The sequence below is a fragment of the Piscinibacter sp. PDB1-1 genome, from assembly GCF_056675995.1.
The window spans coordinates 1,816,192-1,830,732 of the sequence record NZ_JBWVZJ010000001.1; the positions used below are offsets into that span (position 1 = coordinate 1,816,192).

The window sequence follows — 14,541 nt, forward strand, 5'->3', positions numbered from 1 at the left end:
CGACGAATTACTCGATTTGTGCGCTAAGCGGTTGCCGCGCATAAACCATACGAGATAAACGCGAATCATTCTCATAAACTACGCATTGCAGTAGCAGTGCCCGCTTTCCGAAGGCTTGGTGCCACCGCCGCGCGTCATCTCCCTCCCTCTCCTTTCCGGTGACCTCCATGAACCAAAAGAACACCTTCGTGCTGAGCACACTCGCGCTCGCTGCCTGTACCGCCATGGCACAGCAAACCACCCCTCCCACGTCCGCCGCCCCTGCGGCCCCCGCCGCAGCGGCTTCCGCGGCCGACGCCACCTTGCAGCCGGTGGTCGTGACGGCCAAGCGCGCCAACCGCGTCTCGACCGGCGCGACCGGCCTGAACCTGGAGCTGAAGGAAACGCCGCAGTCCATCAGCGTGATCGACGCGCAGACCATCGAGGACTTCGGTTTCACCGGCTCCAACGATGCGCTTTTCCTCGGCACCGGCATCAACGTCGAGCAGTACGAAACCAACCGCGCGGTCTACAACATGCGCGGGTTCCCGGTGCAGAACACGCAGATCGATGGCCTGGGCGTCATCAACAGCTGGGGCACGGTGGTGGGCCAGATGGACACCTACCTGTTCGACCGCATCGAGATCATCCGCGGCGCCAACGGCCTGCTGACCGGCGTAGGCAACGCCTCGGGCACGATCAACTACGTGCGCAAGCGCCCCACCAACACCGACGGCGGCGAGGTGCTCGGCACCGTGGGCTCGTACGACGCCTACCGCGGTGCGGTCGACTACAACAAGCTGTTCACCGAAGACGGCCGCTGGGCTGGCCGCCTGATCGCAGTCTACGAAGACAAGGATTCATACCTGCGTGCGCTGCATGACCGCAACGCCACCATCTACGGCGTGGTCGAAGGCCAGATCGGCGACAACGGCACGCTGACCATGGGCTACACGCACCAGGACAAGAAGCAGAAGTCGCCGATGTGGGGCTCGCTGACGCTGAACTACCTCGACGGCAGCATGGTCGACTTCGACGTGTCCTCGTCGACCTCGCAGGACTGGACCTACTGGAACACCAAGTCCGACACCGTCTTTGCCGAGTACACCCACAGCTTCGGCCCCAATTGGGAAGTGAAGGGCACCTACAGCCACACCCAGACCGACGAGTCGACCAAGCTGCTCTATGCCTACACCTTGGGCGGCGGCCTCAACCCCGACAACACCGGCCTCGTGGGCTGGGCCTACCAGAGCGAAACAGCCACCAAGAGCGACGTGGTGGACGTCAACGTCAACGGCCGCTTCGGTGCCTTCGGCCGCGAACACGAACTCATCGCCGGCCTGAGCTACTCGGTTCAAAAGACCACCGCCGACAGCTATGCCATCACGGCCGGCAACTTCCTGGCGCTGCCCGCTTTCCCCTATGGCGGCAACGTCTACGCCGAGCCCACGTGGGGCGCCCTCGCACCGTACTCCGACGGCGAACAGCAACTGACCCGCTTCTACGGCGCCACGCGCCTGTCGCTGGCCGATGGCCTGAAGGGCATCGTCGGCATGAACGCCGTCAAGCTCTCGCGCAAGGGGGGCTCGCGCTACGGCTCCATCACGCCGCCGATCGAGTACCCCGACACCGACAAGGTAAGCCCCTACGCCGGCCTGACGTACGACTTCACGCCGAACCTCACCGGCTACCTGTCGTACTCCAACATCTACCAGAACCAGGATCAGTACGACGCCAACGGCCGCTTCCTCGACCCGACCGAAGGCGTGAACACCGAGGCCGGCGTCAAGGCCAACTGGCTGGACAAGAAGCTGTTGACCACCTTCGCGGTGTTTCGCAGCGAACAGAAAGGCCTTGCCGTTCAGGCCGGCGTGGACCCCGCCACCCAGCAGTATTTCTACGCTGCGCAGGACGTGAACTCCACGGGGGTCGAGTTCGAAGTCACCGGCCGTGTGGCCGAAGGGGCGCAGATCATCTTCGGTGCCACCCACATGAAGCTGGACGACCCCAGCGGCAACAACGAAACATTCGAGTGGATCCCCCGCACCACGTTCAACCTCGGCTTCGATACCCGCGTGCCCGGCCTGCCGGCGCTCAAACTGGGTGCTGCCGTCCGCTGGCAGTCTGACACCAGCAAGAAGAACGACGCGGGCCAGGTCGTCACGCACCAGGACTCCTTCTTCGTGGCCAACGCCTTCGCCTCGTACGACATCACCCAGCGCGCCACCCTGCGACTGAACATCAACAACATCTTCAACGAGAAGTACATCAACGGCATCCAGTACGGCGCGATCTACGGCGCGCCGACCAATGCCCAGCTGACCTTCAATTACGCGCTCTGATGCGCCCTGGGGCCGGCGCCGGGAGGCGCTGGGCCCATCCGTCTATCCATCCTCGTGGAGCGCGCTGCCGCTGCGCGAGCGCGAGTGCCACTTAGGCAACAACGCCGGCGGCTACTGCGCGGCTGCGTCGTCCACCCGTTTGAGCCAGCGTGCGACGGCCTCGGCCACCGCCGCCGGCTGCTCCAGCGTCGAGAGATGGCCGCTTTGCGGCACGATCACCCGCTCCACCTCGCCGGGCAGCAGGCCGGCCATCTCTTCGTTCAAGGTGGGTGGCGTCACCCGATCCTGCTCACCGCACAGCACCAGCGCCGGCGCGTGCACCGAGCGCAGCACCTCGCGGCGATCGGGCCGCGTCATTGCGGCCGTCTGCTGGCGTATGAACCCGTCTTGCCCGGCCTTGTGCGCCATGTCGAGCAGCAGCGAGAGCAAGGCCTCGTCTTCCGCGTGGTCGGGGTGCAGCAGCTTGGGCGCCATGCCACGCACCACCTTGTCGAAGGTCGCCATGCCGGTGTGGAGCGAGGTGATCATCTCGTGCCGGTTCTGTTGCGACTCTTCGGTGTCGGCTCGCGCGCCGGTGTCGAGCAGCGCCAGGCCGGCGATGCGTCTGGGCGCCTGGCGGCAGACCTCGAGCGCCACGTAGCCGCCCAGCGAGAACCCTGCTACCGCAAAGGGCCCGGGCGGCATCAGCTTGATCGCCGCAGCGGCGATCGCCGAGGTCGAATCCTGAAGATGCGTCTTGGCCACCACCACCTTGCGCTCGGCCACCAGAGGCTCGAGCGGCCGCCACACGCGGGCATCGTTCAGGATGCCGGGGAGGAGGAGCAGAGGCGTGGTGTGGGGCATGGCGAGTTTCCTTCGGGCGAGGTGGTGAGCGAGATGCGAAGCCGTTGGTTATAGCGATGCGGCGAGGTCACCGTCGGGGGTATGGGTATCCCGGGATGCGAAGGGCTGAGGGGTGGAGAAGTCTCCGTCAGACGGCGCGCAGGCATGCGGCGATGATGCAGCTGGCGAGTTGCCGCTTCAGTCTAGGCTCGGTTGCTTGGCGTTGGGACGCTGAGCGGCAGCCTTCGGCCGATCGCTCCCACCGAAGAGCGGCACCCACCGCAGAACGACCTCCCCCTGCCACCCTCCCCGGCGAGCCATCACGTTCGCCACGACTCACGCGCCGCATGCGGACGCGTTGAGATCGCACCGGCCCGCGAATGTGCGCTATGCGACCCGCCGCCCAGCCACCCAGGTCTCACGCACGAGCGGGAAGCCATCGAGCGCCTTTACGCGCAGCAGGTCGCCGCGCAGGCCGGGTGCGATCTCGCCGCGGTCTTGCAGGCCAACCGCTCGTGCCGCATTACGCGTCACCACGTTCACGGCCTGCGGCAGGCTGAAACCACCCTGTTCCGGCAACAGCCAGGCGGCGCGCAACAGGCTGGAGGGCACGTAGTCGGACGACAGCGCATCCAGCACGCCTTCGCGCGCCAGCGTCATCGCCGCCACGTTGCCCGAGTGCGAGCCACCGCGAATCACGTTGGGCGCGCCCATCACCGTGCTCAGGCCGAGCGCCTTGGCGCGCTGCGCCGCGGCCAGCGTGGTGGGGAATTCGCTCATGCTCGCGCCCAGGGCCTTGGCTTCGTCCACATGCTCCACGGTGGTGTCGTCGTGCGTGGCGAGCGCCACGCCGTGCGTGTGGGCGAAGTCGGTGAACCAGGCTCGGTTGGGCGTGGCGTATTGGCGCTGGCGTTCGGGTGCGATGCGCACCTCGTCCTCGAACTGCTGCGCGCTCCAGCCCTTCTTGCCGGTGTAGTAGATGCGGGCGTGCTCGATGTCGCTCCACTGGCGCTGGCCGGGCGTGTGGTCCATCAGTGAGATGAGGCGCAGGCGTGGGTGGCGGGCGAAGGGCTCGAACAGGGGGCGTGCGTTGTGCGCTGGCAGTTCGCAGCGCACATGGATCAGGTGGTCGGCGCGCAGCATGCCGGCTGTCTCCAGCCGGTCGAGCACGGTCAGCAACTCGCTCTGGTCGCGCGAGCGAAAGCCCTCGTCGTAGGGGTCGCCCACGCCGATGGCGTCGAGCACGGTAGTGATGCCGTTGGCGGCCACCTCGGCATCGTGCGCCTGCACGGCGCCCTGCATCGGGAAGTGCACCTTGGGCCGCGGCGTGACGTGGCGCTCCAGGTTGTCGGTGTGCACCTCCACCAGGCCGGGCAGCAGCCAGTCACCGTCGAGGTCGTGAGCTCCGGGCACGGCGGTGGGGCCGGGGGTGATGTCGGTGATGCGGCCGGCTTGCACGCGCACGCTGCCGTGCACCACCTCGTCGGCGAGCACGACGCGTGCGTTGCTGAAGATGAGTTCCTGGGTGTTCATTGGGATTCCTCTCACTGGATGGCCACGCAGCGGCTGGCCACGGCGTCGCGCACTTCTTCATCGTGGAAGATGCCGACCACGGCGCTGCCGGCGTCTCGCGCTTCGTGGATGAGCTCGATGACGACACGGCGGTTGGCCGCATCGAGGGAGGCCGTCGGCTCGTCGAGCAGCAGCAGGCGCGCGGGCTCGATGAAGCCCCGTGCGATGTTCACGCGCTGCTGCTCGCCGCCGGAGAACGTGGCGGGCGGTAGCGTCCACAGGCTCTCGGGCAGGTTCAGGCGGGCGAAGAGGCGGCGCGCTTCGTCGCGTGCGGCCTCTTGGGCCTCATCCGCATCCAGCTCGGGGCGTGCCTGCAGCCAGCGCTCGGCCACCACGTCGACCGCCGGCACGCGCGGCACGGCGCGCAGGAACTGGCTCACGTAGGCGATGTCGCGCTGTCGCAACGAGAGCATCTGCTGCGGCGTGGCCTGGGCGATGTCGACGCGGCCTGCGCTGGCATCGAACCAGATCGAACCTGCATCGGTTCCGTAGCTGCCGTAAAGGCATTTCATCAAGGTGCTCTTGCCTTGCCCTGACGCACCGAGCAGGGCCACGCATTCGCCGGCCTGCACGTCGAGCGACACGCTCTTGAGCACCGGCAGTTGCAGGCCGCCGCGAAGGTGGAGGGTGAAGTGCTTGGAGAGGGAGTGGATGTGGAGCATGGTTGTTCTCGTGCAAACGGGGAGCGGGCCTTCGATACCTCAGGCTGAGCGGGTGGTGGCACGCGAAGAAAGGGAAGCCATCACCGATCTCAGCCCGCTCAGCCTGAGGGATCGAAGGCCCACGCCAATCTCATGCATGCCCGAGCCCTTACGGCGCCACCACCGACGACACCAGCAACTGCGTATACGCATGCTGCGGATCGTCCAGCACCCGATCCGTCAGCCCCTGCTCGACGATGCGCCCCTCGCGCATCACCAGCGTGCGGTGCGCGAGCAGGCGCGCCACGCCCAGGTCGTGCGTGACGATGAGGGCCGAGAGGTGCAGCCTGGCCACCAACAGCCGGATCAGGTCGAGCAGCTTGGCCTGCACCGACACATCGAGCCCCGAGGTCGGCTCGTCCATCAGCACCAGGCGCGGGTGCGTGACCAGGTTGCGCGCGATCTGCAGGCGCTGGCGCATGCCACCCGAGAAGGCCCGTGGCGAGTCGTCGATGCGTTCGGCTTGCAGCTCCACGCGGCCCATCCAGTCGGTGGCGGCTTCGCGCAGGCGGCCGTAGTGGCGATCGCCCTGGCCCATCAGCCGCTCGCCGATGTTGGCGCCGGCGCTCACGTTCATGCGCAGACCGAGGGTGGCGTCTTGCTGCACGTGGCCCCACTCGGTGCGCTCAAGCTGGCGGCGCTCGCGCTCGGTGAGGCGGTGCACGTCGAGCACGCGGCCGTCTTCGGCGGTGTAGAGCACGCGGCCCTGCGTTGGTTGCAGGCGGCCGGCAATGCAGTTGAGCAGCGTGCTCTTGCCGGAGCCGGATTCGCCGACGAGGGCGACGACTTCGCCCGCGTGGAGGGTGAGGCTGGCGTCGGCGACGGCGGGGCGGGTGCCGAGGGGAAAGCGGTGGTGCAGGTGCTCGACTTGGAGGAGTGGGGTTGTCATGGTGTTGCTCCGTTGGGTCGCCCGGTTTGCTTGCGCGGCACAGCCCGTGCGACCTGATCGCACACCACCAACCGCTCAGCCTGAGGTATCGAAGGCCCACTCAGGTGGTGCCTCTTGTCGTGTGACTTGTTCACTGCGTGATGCCGTTGCCGGGGTTTCGGCCCGGCGGCCGAGTTACTTCTTTTGCTTCGCCAAAAGAAGTAACCAAGAAAAGGCGACCCTGCCTCCTCGGCCCTCGCTGCGCGAGGGCTGCCTTGCGCTGCTCGGTCTTTGGGGCCCGCGCCCAACACACTTCGCGGCCTGCGGCCGCTGCGTTCAGACAGGCGGCGCGAAGTCAGTTGACGAAGCGTGCTTCGCACGCTGCCCCAAAGCCCTGCGCTGCTCAGCTCGTCCGAAGGGGAAGAGCGAACGCCAGCCGGGCCTCGCTTCGCGTCGGCCCATACGCGTTCGATGGATTCGATGCCAGCAACGCTGGCGAGGCATTCCGGGGCCCCTGAGAGTCGTCGAGCAGCGCAGGGCTTGAGGGTGGCGCGTGCAGCGCGCTTCAACAACTGACTTGGGGCAGATGTTTGAGCGCAGTGAGCTCTGCTCACGGAGCGAGTTTCTGCCCCCACCCTCAAGCCCGAGCAGCGCAGAGCAGTCGGCCCTAGGCCGACCGGCGAACGGGGTGCCCTTTCTTTTGGTTCCTTTTCTTTGGGCAAGCAAAGAAAAGGGACTGCGCCGCCGGGCGCACATCCCGGCGCGGCCTCACGCAGTGAACAAGACCCGCCAAGAGCAGCACGGGGCTTCGATACCTCGGCCCGAGCGGGCCGAGGCATGCGCGAAGACGCGGACGCGGACAAGAAGCGAAGGCCAACCATCACAGCACCACCGCAAAGCTGAACCCATGCCGCTCAAACCCCAGCCGCTCATAGAACGCATGCGCCTGCGTACGCCGCTGGTTCGACGACAGTGCGAGCTTGTAGCAGCTAGCCTCACGCGCCAGCGCCATCGCATGCTCCATCATCGAGCGGCCGATGCCCTGCCCCTGCGCCTCAGGGTGCACCGCCACGTCTTCCACGATCGCCTCGGGCGCGCCCTTGTGCGCCAGCAGCGGCAGGATGAAGAGCGTGTAGGTCCCGACCGGCCGCCCACCCAGCGAAAAGAGGAACACGCTCGCCGACGGCACCGCAGCAAACAACCGATCCCACGCGGCCACCGTCTCCACCTCGCCGTGCGCACCGCGCGTGTCCAGCCCCGCCGCGGTGTAGAGCTCGATCAACGTACGGATGTCCTCGCGCATGGCTGGCCGCACTTCGAGTTCAGCGTGCATGCGCTGCACCCTCTTCTTGCTTCTCGCGGCACCAGTCGGTGTCGGAGCAGGTCCACAGCGTCTCGCCGCCATCGCGCACCACTTCGTCGAGGTAGCTCGTGGTGCAGCCGCACAGCGCACAGGCATGGCCTTGCGGCTCCACGCGGAAGGGGTGGTCCTCGAAGTCGAGGCTCTTCACGTCCGTGTAGGGTGGCACGGCGTAGATGCGCTTCTCGCGGCCCGCGCCGAAGAGCTGCAACGCCGGGTTGCGGTGCATCTTCGGGTTGTCGAAGCTCGGGATCGGTGAAGGCGACATCACGTAGCGCCCGTTCACCCGCACCGGGTAGTCGTAGGTCGTCTCCACGCGGCCCCAGTGCGCCAGGTCTTCGTAGAGCTTCACGTTGACGAGGCCGTACTCCTCGCAGGCGTGCAGCTTGAGCGTCTCGCTGCGGCGCGGTTCGAGCCGGTACAGCGCCTCGGGCTGCGGCACCTGGTAGACCAGCACCTGCCCTTCCTTCAAGGGCGCCTCGGGGATGCGGTGGCGCGTCTGGATCACGGTGGCCTCGCGCGTGCGCTCGGTGGTGGCCACGCCGGTGGTGCGCGCGAAGAACTGGCGGATGTTGACGGCGTTGGTCGTGTCGTCACTGCCCTGGTCGATGACCTTGAGCACGTCGTGCTGGCCGAGGATGGCAGCGGTGACCTGGATGCCGCCCGTGCCCCAGCCGTAGGCCAGCGGCATCTCGCGGGATCCGAACGGAACCTGGTGGCCGGGGATGGCGACAGCCTTCAGGATCGCTCTGCGAATCATTCGCTTCGAGCGCTCGTCCAGATAGGCAAAGTTGTAGCCCTGGATCATGTCTGCCCCTCGTCCGTCGAGTACGCCGGTCGATCCCCCGAGGGGATGCGGGCCGGCTCGGGAGCGGCCCAGCGCTCGGCCCGCTCTGCCTTGTCGAAGTCCTCGCGAAGCGTGCGGATCAGCTGCAGCTCCGACTCGAAGGTCACATAGTGCGGCAGCTTCAAGTGCTGCACGAAGCCCGAGGCCTCGATGCTGTCGCTGTGCGGCAGCACGAACTCCTGCTGCTGCACCGGTGCGGTGGCTTCTTCGCCGAACTCGTCGGCGCGCAGTGCGCGGTCCACCAGGGACATCGCCATCGCCTTGCGCTCGCCGTGGCCGTAGACGAGGCCGTAGCCGCGCGTGAACTGCGGCGGCGCGGTGGCCGAGCCTTCGAACTGGTTGATCATCTGGCACTCGGTGAGTTCGATCTCGCCGATCTCAATCGGGAAGCCCAGCTCGTCGGGCACGATCTCCACCGCCACGCAGCCGTAGCGAATGTCGCCGCCGAACGGGTGCGTGTGCGCGTAGCCGCGCTGGGTGGCATAGGCCATGCCGAGCACCCAGCCTTCGTCGGCGCGCGCGAGCATCTGCAGGCGTGCGCTGCGCGGCAGCGGGTAGACCGGCGGGTCGCGGGTGATGTCGGGTGGGGGCGGGTCGCCCTCGCTGGGTTGGGCGGGTTCGATCAGACCTTGCGCGGCCAGCGTGTCGAGCGCATGCGGGATGTGGTCGCTCTCCGGTGCGCCGGTCATCGAGGTGGTTTGGGTCATCTCGGTCGGCGGCGCACTGGCGTCGAGCAGAGAGAAGTCGATCAACCGCTGCGTGTAATCGTAGGTCGGCCCGAGCAACTGGCCGCCCGGCAGGTCCTTGAAGATCGCCGAGACACGGCGGCGCACACGCATGCGCTGCGTGTCCAGCGCTTCGGTTGCCGCCAGGCGGGGCAGCGTGGTGCGGTAGGCACGCAGCAAGAAGACGGCCTCGACCGCATCACCGCGCGCCTGCTTGAGCGCGAGCGCGGCCAACTCGGGGTCGTAGAGCGAGGCCTCGGCCATCACGCGGTCGACCAGCAGGCCGAGTTGCTCGCGGATCTGCGCCACCTCCAGCTCGCGCACGGCCGGGTCGCCACGGCGCGCGTCTGCGAGCAATCGGCGCGAGGCTTCGATGGCGGCTTCTCCGCCTTTGACTGCGATGTACATCAGGCTTCCTCGAAGGTGATGTGGGTGGAGCGCGGCACGCCGATGAGCTGCGAGCCGCACACCAGAAGCAGGTCGATACCGCGCGGGAACAGCGGCTGCATCGCGATGCGCTGTTGCCAGAAGACGCGCGACAGGCCACACACGCCGATGCGCTGCTCCTGTTCGATGCCCGGGCCGGCAAGTCGCAGGCCGTGGCCGCGCTCGTGCGCGAGGCTGGGCACTTCGACCAGCAGCGTGGCGCCGTCCTGCGGTGCCTCGTCGCTGCCGATCGACAGGCCATCGAGCAACGCATCGGCGGCGCGCACGGCCACGAAGCTCGCCTCGCCTGGCTGCGCGGCGCGCTGCACGCCGGTGTGGAAGCGGCAGTACATCCACGCGGCATCGCTCGCCAGCGGGCCCTGCAGATGCAGCGAGGTTTCGGCGTCGAGCAGGGTGAGCAACAGCGCGGTCAGGCCGCGCGAGAGCGGGGCCGGCGCTTGCAGGCCATCGCTCGCGGCGAGTGTTTGCAGGCGGCCGGGGCGCGAAAGCGCATCCAGGACGCTGCGGAACACGTCTTGGGCGTCGTGCGTGGCATCGGCCAGGCCGTGCGGCATGTCGGCCAGCAAGTGAGGGGCCGTCATGGCGCGAGCTCCGATTGCAAGGTGTAGAAAGACACGCGGCTCGCCGCATGGCGGGTGCGCTCGGCCGCACGCGCGGCATGGCATGCGCTGCGCAACGGCTCGATCACGTGGGTGAGCAGGTGCGCCTGCAGCGTGGGCTGCTGCAGCAAGGCATCGAGCTGCGCGACCCAGCGGGCGCGGTCGTCGTCGCGACCCAGCACGTGGCCGACGCCGGCCGTGGTGTGCTCGCCGAGGCGCACGCGGGCGATGCAGCGGGTGAGCGTGGCTTCTCCGAGGTTGAATCGGTCGCCCTGGTTGGCGATGCGCGCACGCACCAGTGCCAGGCCGGTCTCGGGTTCGCGCAGCCAGTCGAAGCGGTGCTCGCGCGCCGCGGCCTCGGCGTGGCGGGCCAGTTCGGCGCGCGGCGCATGGGCCAGCACGGCGAGCCAGTCCTGCCGCTTGCGTTGGGCCTCTGGCGCGGCGTGAGGAGCGTTGGAAGTGTGGGGTTCGGTCATGCCAATGTCATCTAGATGACTGTAGGATGGCCCAAGTATCAAACACCGCTGTGACGGTTTCTTGACATGACCCTGGATTCATCTTCACAACACGACGAAGGCCCCGCCACCCTGCCGAGCGGCGTGCGGCGCTGGGAGCTGATCGCCACCGAGTTGCGGCGCGACATTGCCGAAGGCCGCCTGAGCCCCGGCGAGCGCCTGCCCAACGAATCGTTGCTGGCGGCGCGCTTCGGTGTGAACCGCCACACCCTGCGCCAGGCCGTGCAGGCGCTGGCCCGCGACGGCTATGTGCGCGTGGCCCAAGGCAGCGGCACCTACGTGCGCGAACTGGTGCTCGACTACGCGCTGCGCCGCCGCACCCGCCTGACGCAGAACCTGGCCGCCGCCGGCGAGACCGCGCAGCGCGAGTTGATGGGCCATGAGCGCATACGTGGCTTGCACGAAGGCGAGCACTGGGCGCGCGATCTCGACCAGCCGCCGCAGGCCGAGGTGCAGATCATGTACACCCGCGCGAGCGTGCGCGGCCGCCCCGTGAGCCTGTGCACTGCGGCCTACCCGCTGCCGCGGCTGGCGGGCATCGTCGAGGCCTTCAACGACACCCGCAGCATCACCGCTGCGCTGCGCCAGCTGGGTGTGGCCGACTACACCCGCGCGCGCAGCGTGGTGTCGTGCCGCCTGCCCACCGCCGCCGAGGCCGATGCGCTCGCGCGCCCTGCCACGCAACCCGTGCTGGTGGTGCGCTATGTGAACGTGGATGCGAGCGGTGCGCCGGTCGAGGCCGGCCACACGCTCTTCGCAGCCGATGCCGTGCAACTCACGGTGGAGCCCGACGCGTGACCGCGCCCCCCGCTGCAGCCCCACGCTACGCCGTGTACTACGCGCCCGAGCCCGGCCACGCGCTGTGGTCGGCCGGCTGCGCCTGGCTCGGGCGCGATCCGGCAAGCGATGCCGCGCCCGCCGCACCGCGCCCGCACCGCGTCGAGCCGTGGCGCTACGGGTTCCATGCCACGCTCAAGCCGCCGATGCGCCTTGCGGCCGGCCACAGCGAAGCCGCCCTGCACAGCGCGTTGGCGCAGTTGGCCAGCGGCACGGCAAGGTTCGCGATGCCCGCGCTGTCAGTTCAGTGGCTGTCGGGCTTCCTGGCCTTGCAGCCCACGCAGGCGCTGAGTGGCGAACACCCGCTGCACCGCCTCGCCGATGCGTGCGTGATCGGGCTCGACAGTTTTCGCGCGCCCGCCACGCCCGAAGAGCTGCAACGCCGGCGCGCAGACTCGCTCAGCGACACCCAGCGCGACCTTCTGGCGCGCTACGGCTACCCGCACGTGCTCGCGCACTGGCGCTTTCACATGACCCTGAGCGACAGCCTGCCGCCCGACGCCGAACTGCGCAGCGATCTGCAGTGCGTGGCCGAGGCGCACTTTGCAAAGGCGCTCGCCGAGCCCTTGCGCTGCGACGCGCTCTGCCTGTTCATCGAACCTGGCCCCGGCGAGCCGCTGAGGCTGCTGCGCCGCTACCCTTTGCACCACGCGACATGAACACCTTGACCCGCATTCCCCATGCCGAGCGCCTGATCGTTGTCGTCGGCCCGTCCGGTGCCGGCAAGGACAGCGTGCTGCGCGCCTGGGCCGCCCTGCGCGAGCCGCAGCCCGAGGTGTGCCTGGCGCAGCGCGTAATCACGCGCGTGGCCGATGGCGGCACCGAAGACCACGAGCCCGCAAGCGAGGCCGACTTCGCCGCCTTGCAGGCGCTGGGCGCGTTCGCCACCACCTGGTCTGCGCACGGCCTGCACTATGGCGTTCGGCACCGTGCCTTCGCGCCCCTCGCCCGGGGCGCCTGGGTGGTCTTGAACAGCTCGCGCGAACACCTGCCCGTGCTGCGCTCGCAGGCGAGCGGCCTGCGCGTGGTCGAGATCACCGCGTCGAGCGCCTTGCGGGCGGCACGCCTGGCCGGCCGGGGGCGAGAAGACGCCACCGCGCTCGACGCACGCTTGCGGCGTGATCTGCCGCCGGTACAGGCCGACCTGCGGCTCGTGAACGACAGCGCACTCGCCGAAGTGGCGCAAGGCCTGCACCGCTGGTGGCGCGGCCTTGTCTCGGAGCAGGCCGTTCGCTGAAGGCGGCACGAACGCCGCGGCTCTGTGCATTAGGGCCTGTTCACACTAAATGAGCCCCCACGCCAAGGCCTGTGGGCGCGGACGGCAAGGCGCGGCCGAGGCCGTGTGCCCGCGGCACACAACGAGGCTGCAACGCCGCCGTGCGCGCCCACAGGCCTTGGCCCTTCGGGTGATCTCATCAAAAGCCCGCCCACAGCGTTGCAAATGCTCGCTGTAGCAAGTGCTACAGCTGCGCTTTGCGCCTCGTTGGCGGGCTTTTGATGAGTCACGTGGGGGCTCATTTGGTGTGAACAGGCCCTAGTTGCCGGAACGCGGCACGGGCTTTGCAAGCAGGGGCCACTGGCGTACAACACGCCGATGGCCCAGGCGTATGCTGGATCGCGCCGTGAGCCCCCACAGGAGCAGCACATGACCCCCGAGAAGACGGCCGAGCTCGCCAAGGCGGCCAAGCACATCCGATTGACCTCTCACCCCGGCCAGCAGGGGCCCAACGCCACGCCGCACATCCACTGGGGCGCCGCGACACCCGCCGAGCGCGGCCCGGTCATCGGCACGACCACGAACCGCGCGCACCGCAACGTGATCGGCACGCACAGCGGCAGCTATGGCGTGTACCGAGCACTGGCGGTGGCGGCCGGCAACCTGGTCAAGGGCCATCGCGCCGACCTCACCAACACCTCGCCCACCACGCCCATCGGCCCCTACCCGCAATGGGGCGACCCGCACAAGATCGTCTCGATCGACCCGTGGGGCGCGGCCGTCGGCGACGTATTCGCCGAGCAGATCGCACAGGGCTACGACATCCGCCCGACCATCGCCGTGACCCAGGCGCACGTGCACCTTCCCGAGATCAAGCAGGCGATCGCCTTCCAGCGGCTCAAGCCCGATGGCAAGTACCTGCTCGAAGATTCGTCGGCCATGGTCACCAAGATCGCGGTCGAACCGGTGTGGTGGATCGAAGGCGTGGCCAAACGCTTCAACGTGAGCGAGGCCGACCTGCGCCGGGTGATGTTCGAAGAGACCGGCGGCATGTACCCCGAGCTGGTCACGCGCAGCGACATCGGCATCTTCCTGCCGCCGATCGGCGGGCAGACGCTCTATATCTTCGGCAACCCGGCCGACCTGGCCAACCCGAATGTCACGCTCACCGCGCGCGTGCACGACGAGTGCAATGGCTCGGATGTGTTCGGCTCCGACATCTGCACCTGCCGGCCCTACCTCACGCACGCGATCGAAGAGTGCATCAAGGGCGCGCAGGCCGGCGGCGTGGGGTTGATCGCCTACAGCCGCAAGGAGGGCCGCGCGCTGGGCGAGGTCACCAAGTTCCTGGTCTACAACGCGCGCAAGCGCCAGGTGGGCGGCGACAGCGCCGACAAGTATTTCCTGCGCACCGAGTGCGTGGCCGGCGTGCAGGACATGCGCTTCCAGGAGCTGATGCCCGACGTGCTGCATTGGCTCGGCATCAAGAAGATCCACCGCCTGGTCAGCATGAGCAACGACAAGTACGACGCCATCACCGGCAGCGGCATCGAGGTCGGCGAACGCATCAAGATCCCCGATGAACTGGTGCCGGCCGATGCAGCGGTGGAGATCCAGGCCAAGATCGCGGCCGGTTACTTCACCGACGGCAGCGTGCCCGACGACGTGAAGCTCGCCGCCACGAAGGGCCGCAACCTTGACTGAGGTCAGC

14 protein-coding genes are annotated in these 14,541 nt (G+C 68.2%); 5 read left to right on the forward strand and 9 right to left on the reverse strand.

Annotated features, from left to right (window positions below; genetic code table 11):
- Positions 1–167: 167 nt before the first annotated feature.
- Positions 168–2,321, forward strand: coding sequence for a TonB-dependent siderophore receptor (locus AC1KAR_RS08405; RefSeq protein WP_480316418.1), 2,154 nt, complete (start codon positions 168–170; stop codon positions 2,319–2,321).
- Between the two features lie 111 nt (positions 2,322–2,432).
- Here AC1KAR_RS08405 and AC1KAR_RS08410 read toward each other — a convergent pair whose 3' ends face one another.
- From AC1KAR_RS08410 to phnG, 9 genes are all read right to left on the reverse strand, one after another.
- Complete coding sequence (locus AC1KAR_RS08410) at positions 2,433–3,164, reverse strand: alpha/beta fold hydrolase (protein ID WP_480316420.1); 732 nt, start codon at positions 3,162–3,164, stop codon at positions 2,433–2,435.
- Between the two features lie 366 nt (positions 3,165–3,530).
- Complete coding sequence (locus tag AC1KAR_RS08415) at positions 3,531–4,676, reverse strand: alpha-D-ribose 1-methylphosphonate 5-triphosphate diphosphatase (protein WP_480316422.1); 1,146 nt, start codon at positions 4,674–4,676, stop codon at positions 3,531–3,533.
- 11 nt (positions 4,677–4,687) lie between these two features.
- A complete protein-coding gene (gene phnL / locus AC1KAR_RS08420) occupies positions 4,688–5,377 on the reverse strand; it encodes a phosphonate C-P lyase system protein PhnL (RefSeq protein ID WP_480316424.1) in 690 nt (229 codons plus the stop codon).
- Between the two features lie 148 nt (positions 5,378–5,525).
- Positions 5,526–6,305, reverse strand: a complete 780-nt coding sequence (gene phnK, locus AC1KAR_RS08425; protein WP_480316426.1) for a phosphonate C-P lyase system protein PhnK — start codon at positions 6,303–6,305, stop codon at positions 5,526–5,528.
- Positions 6,306–7,164: 859 nt separating this feature from the next.
- The gene (locus tag AC1KAR_RS08430) at positions 7,165–7,617 is read right to left on the reverse strand and encodes a GNAT family N-acetyltransferase (protein WP_480316428.1); all 453 of its coding nucleotides are present in this window, start codon (positions 7,615–7,617) and stop codon (positions 7,165–7,167) included.
- Positions 7,607–8,452 (reverse strand): alpha-D-ribose 1-methylphosphonate 5-phosphate C-P-lyase PhnJ, encoded by an 846-nt coding sequence (locus tag AC1KAR_RS08435; RefSeq protein ID WP_480316430.1) that lies wholly within the window; start codon positions 8,450–8,452, stop codon positions 7,607–7,609. The genes AC1KAR_RS08430 and AC1KAR_RS08435 overlap by 11 nt, the downstream gene beginning before the upstream one ends.
- Positions 8,449–9,624: a carbon-phosphorus lyase complex subunit gene (locus tag AC1KAR_RS08440; RefSeq protein WP_480316432.1), complete on the reverse strand. Its 1,176-nt coding sequence runs from the start codon at positions 9,622–9,624 to the stop codon at positions 8,449–8,451. Before AC1KAR_RS08440 ends, AC1KAR_RS08435 begins: the two co-directional genes overlap by 4 nt.
- Entirely contained in the window at positions 9,624–10,244 is a 621-nt protein-coding gene (gene phnH, locus AC1KAR_RS08445) for a phosphonate C-P lyase system protein PhnH (protein ID WP_480316434.1), read from the reverse strand. Before phnH ends, AC1KAR_RS08440 begins: the two co-directional genes overlap by 1 nt.
- The gene (phnG, locus tag AC1KAR_RS08450; RefSeq protein ID WP_480316436.1) at positions 10,241–10,738 is read right to left on the reverse strand and encodes a phosphonate C-P lyase system protein PhnG; all 498 of its coding nucleotides are present in this window, start codon (positions 10,736–10,738) and stop codon (positions 10,241–10,243) included. Before phnG ends, phnH begins: the two co-directional genes overlap by 4 nt.
- A gap of 66 nt (positions 10,739–10,804) precedes the next feature.
- Between phnG and phnF the strand changes: the two genes are divergently transcribed.
- The 4 genes from phnF to AC1KAR_RS08470 all read left to right on the forward strand — a co-directional run bounded on the left by phnF (position 10,805) and on the right by AC1KAR_RS08470 (position 14,534).
- Complete coding sequence (gene phnF / locus AC1KAR_RS08455) at positions 10,805–11,575, forward strand: phosphonate metabolism transcriptional regulator PhnF (RefSeq protein ID WP_480316438.1); 771 nt, start codon at positions 10,805–10,807, stop codon at positions 11,573–11,575.
- On the forward strand, positions 11,572–12,273 hold the full coding sequence (locus AC1KAR_RS08460; RefSeq protein ID WP_480316440.1) for a DUF1045 domain-containing protein: 702 nt from the start codon (positions 11,572–11,574) through the stop codon (positions 12,271–12,273). The genes phnF and AC1KAR_RS08460 overlap by 4 nt, the downstream gene beginning before the upstream one ends.
- The gene (locus AC1KAR_RS08465; RefSeq protein WP_480316442.1) at positions 12,270–12,851 is read left to right on the forward strand and encodes a phosphonate metabolism protein/1,5-bisphosphokinase (PRPP-forming) PhnN; all 582 of its coding nucleotides are present in this window, start codon (positions 12,270–12,272) and stop codon (positions 12,849–12,851) included. Before AC1KAR_RS08460 ends, AC1KAR_RS08465 begins: the two co-directional genes overlap by 4 nt.
- Positions 12,852–13,259: 408 nt before the next feature.
- Positions 13,260–14,534: a GTP cyclohydrolase II gene (locus AC1KAR_RS08470; protein WP_480316444.1), complete on the forward strand. Its 1,275-nt coding sequence runs from the start codon at positions 13,260–13,262 to the stop codon at positions 14,532–14,534.
- Positions 14,535–14,541: the final 7 nt, after the last annotated feature.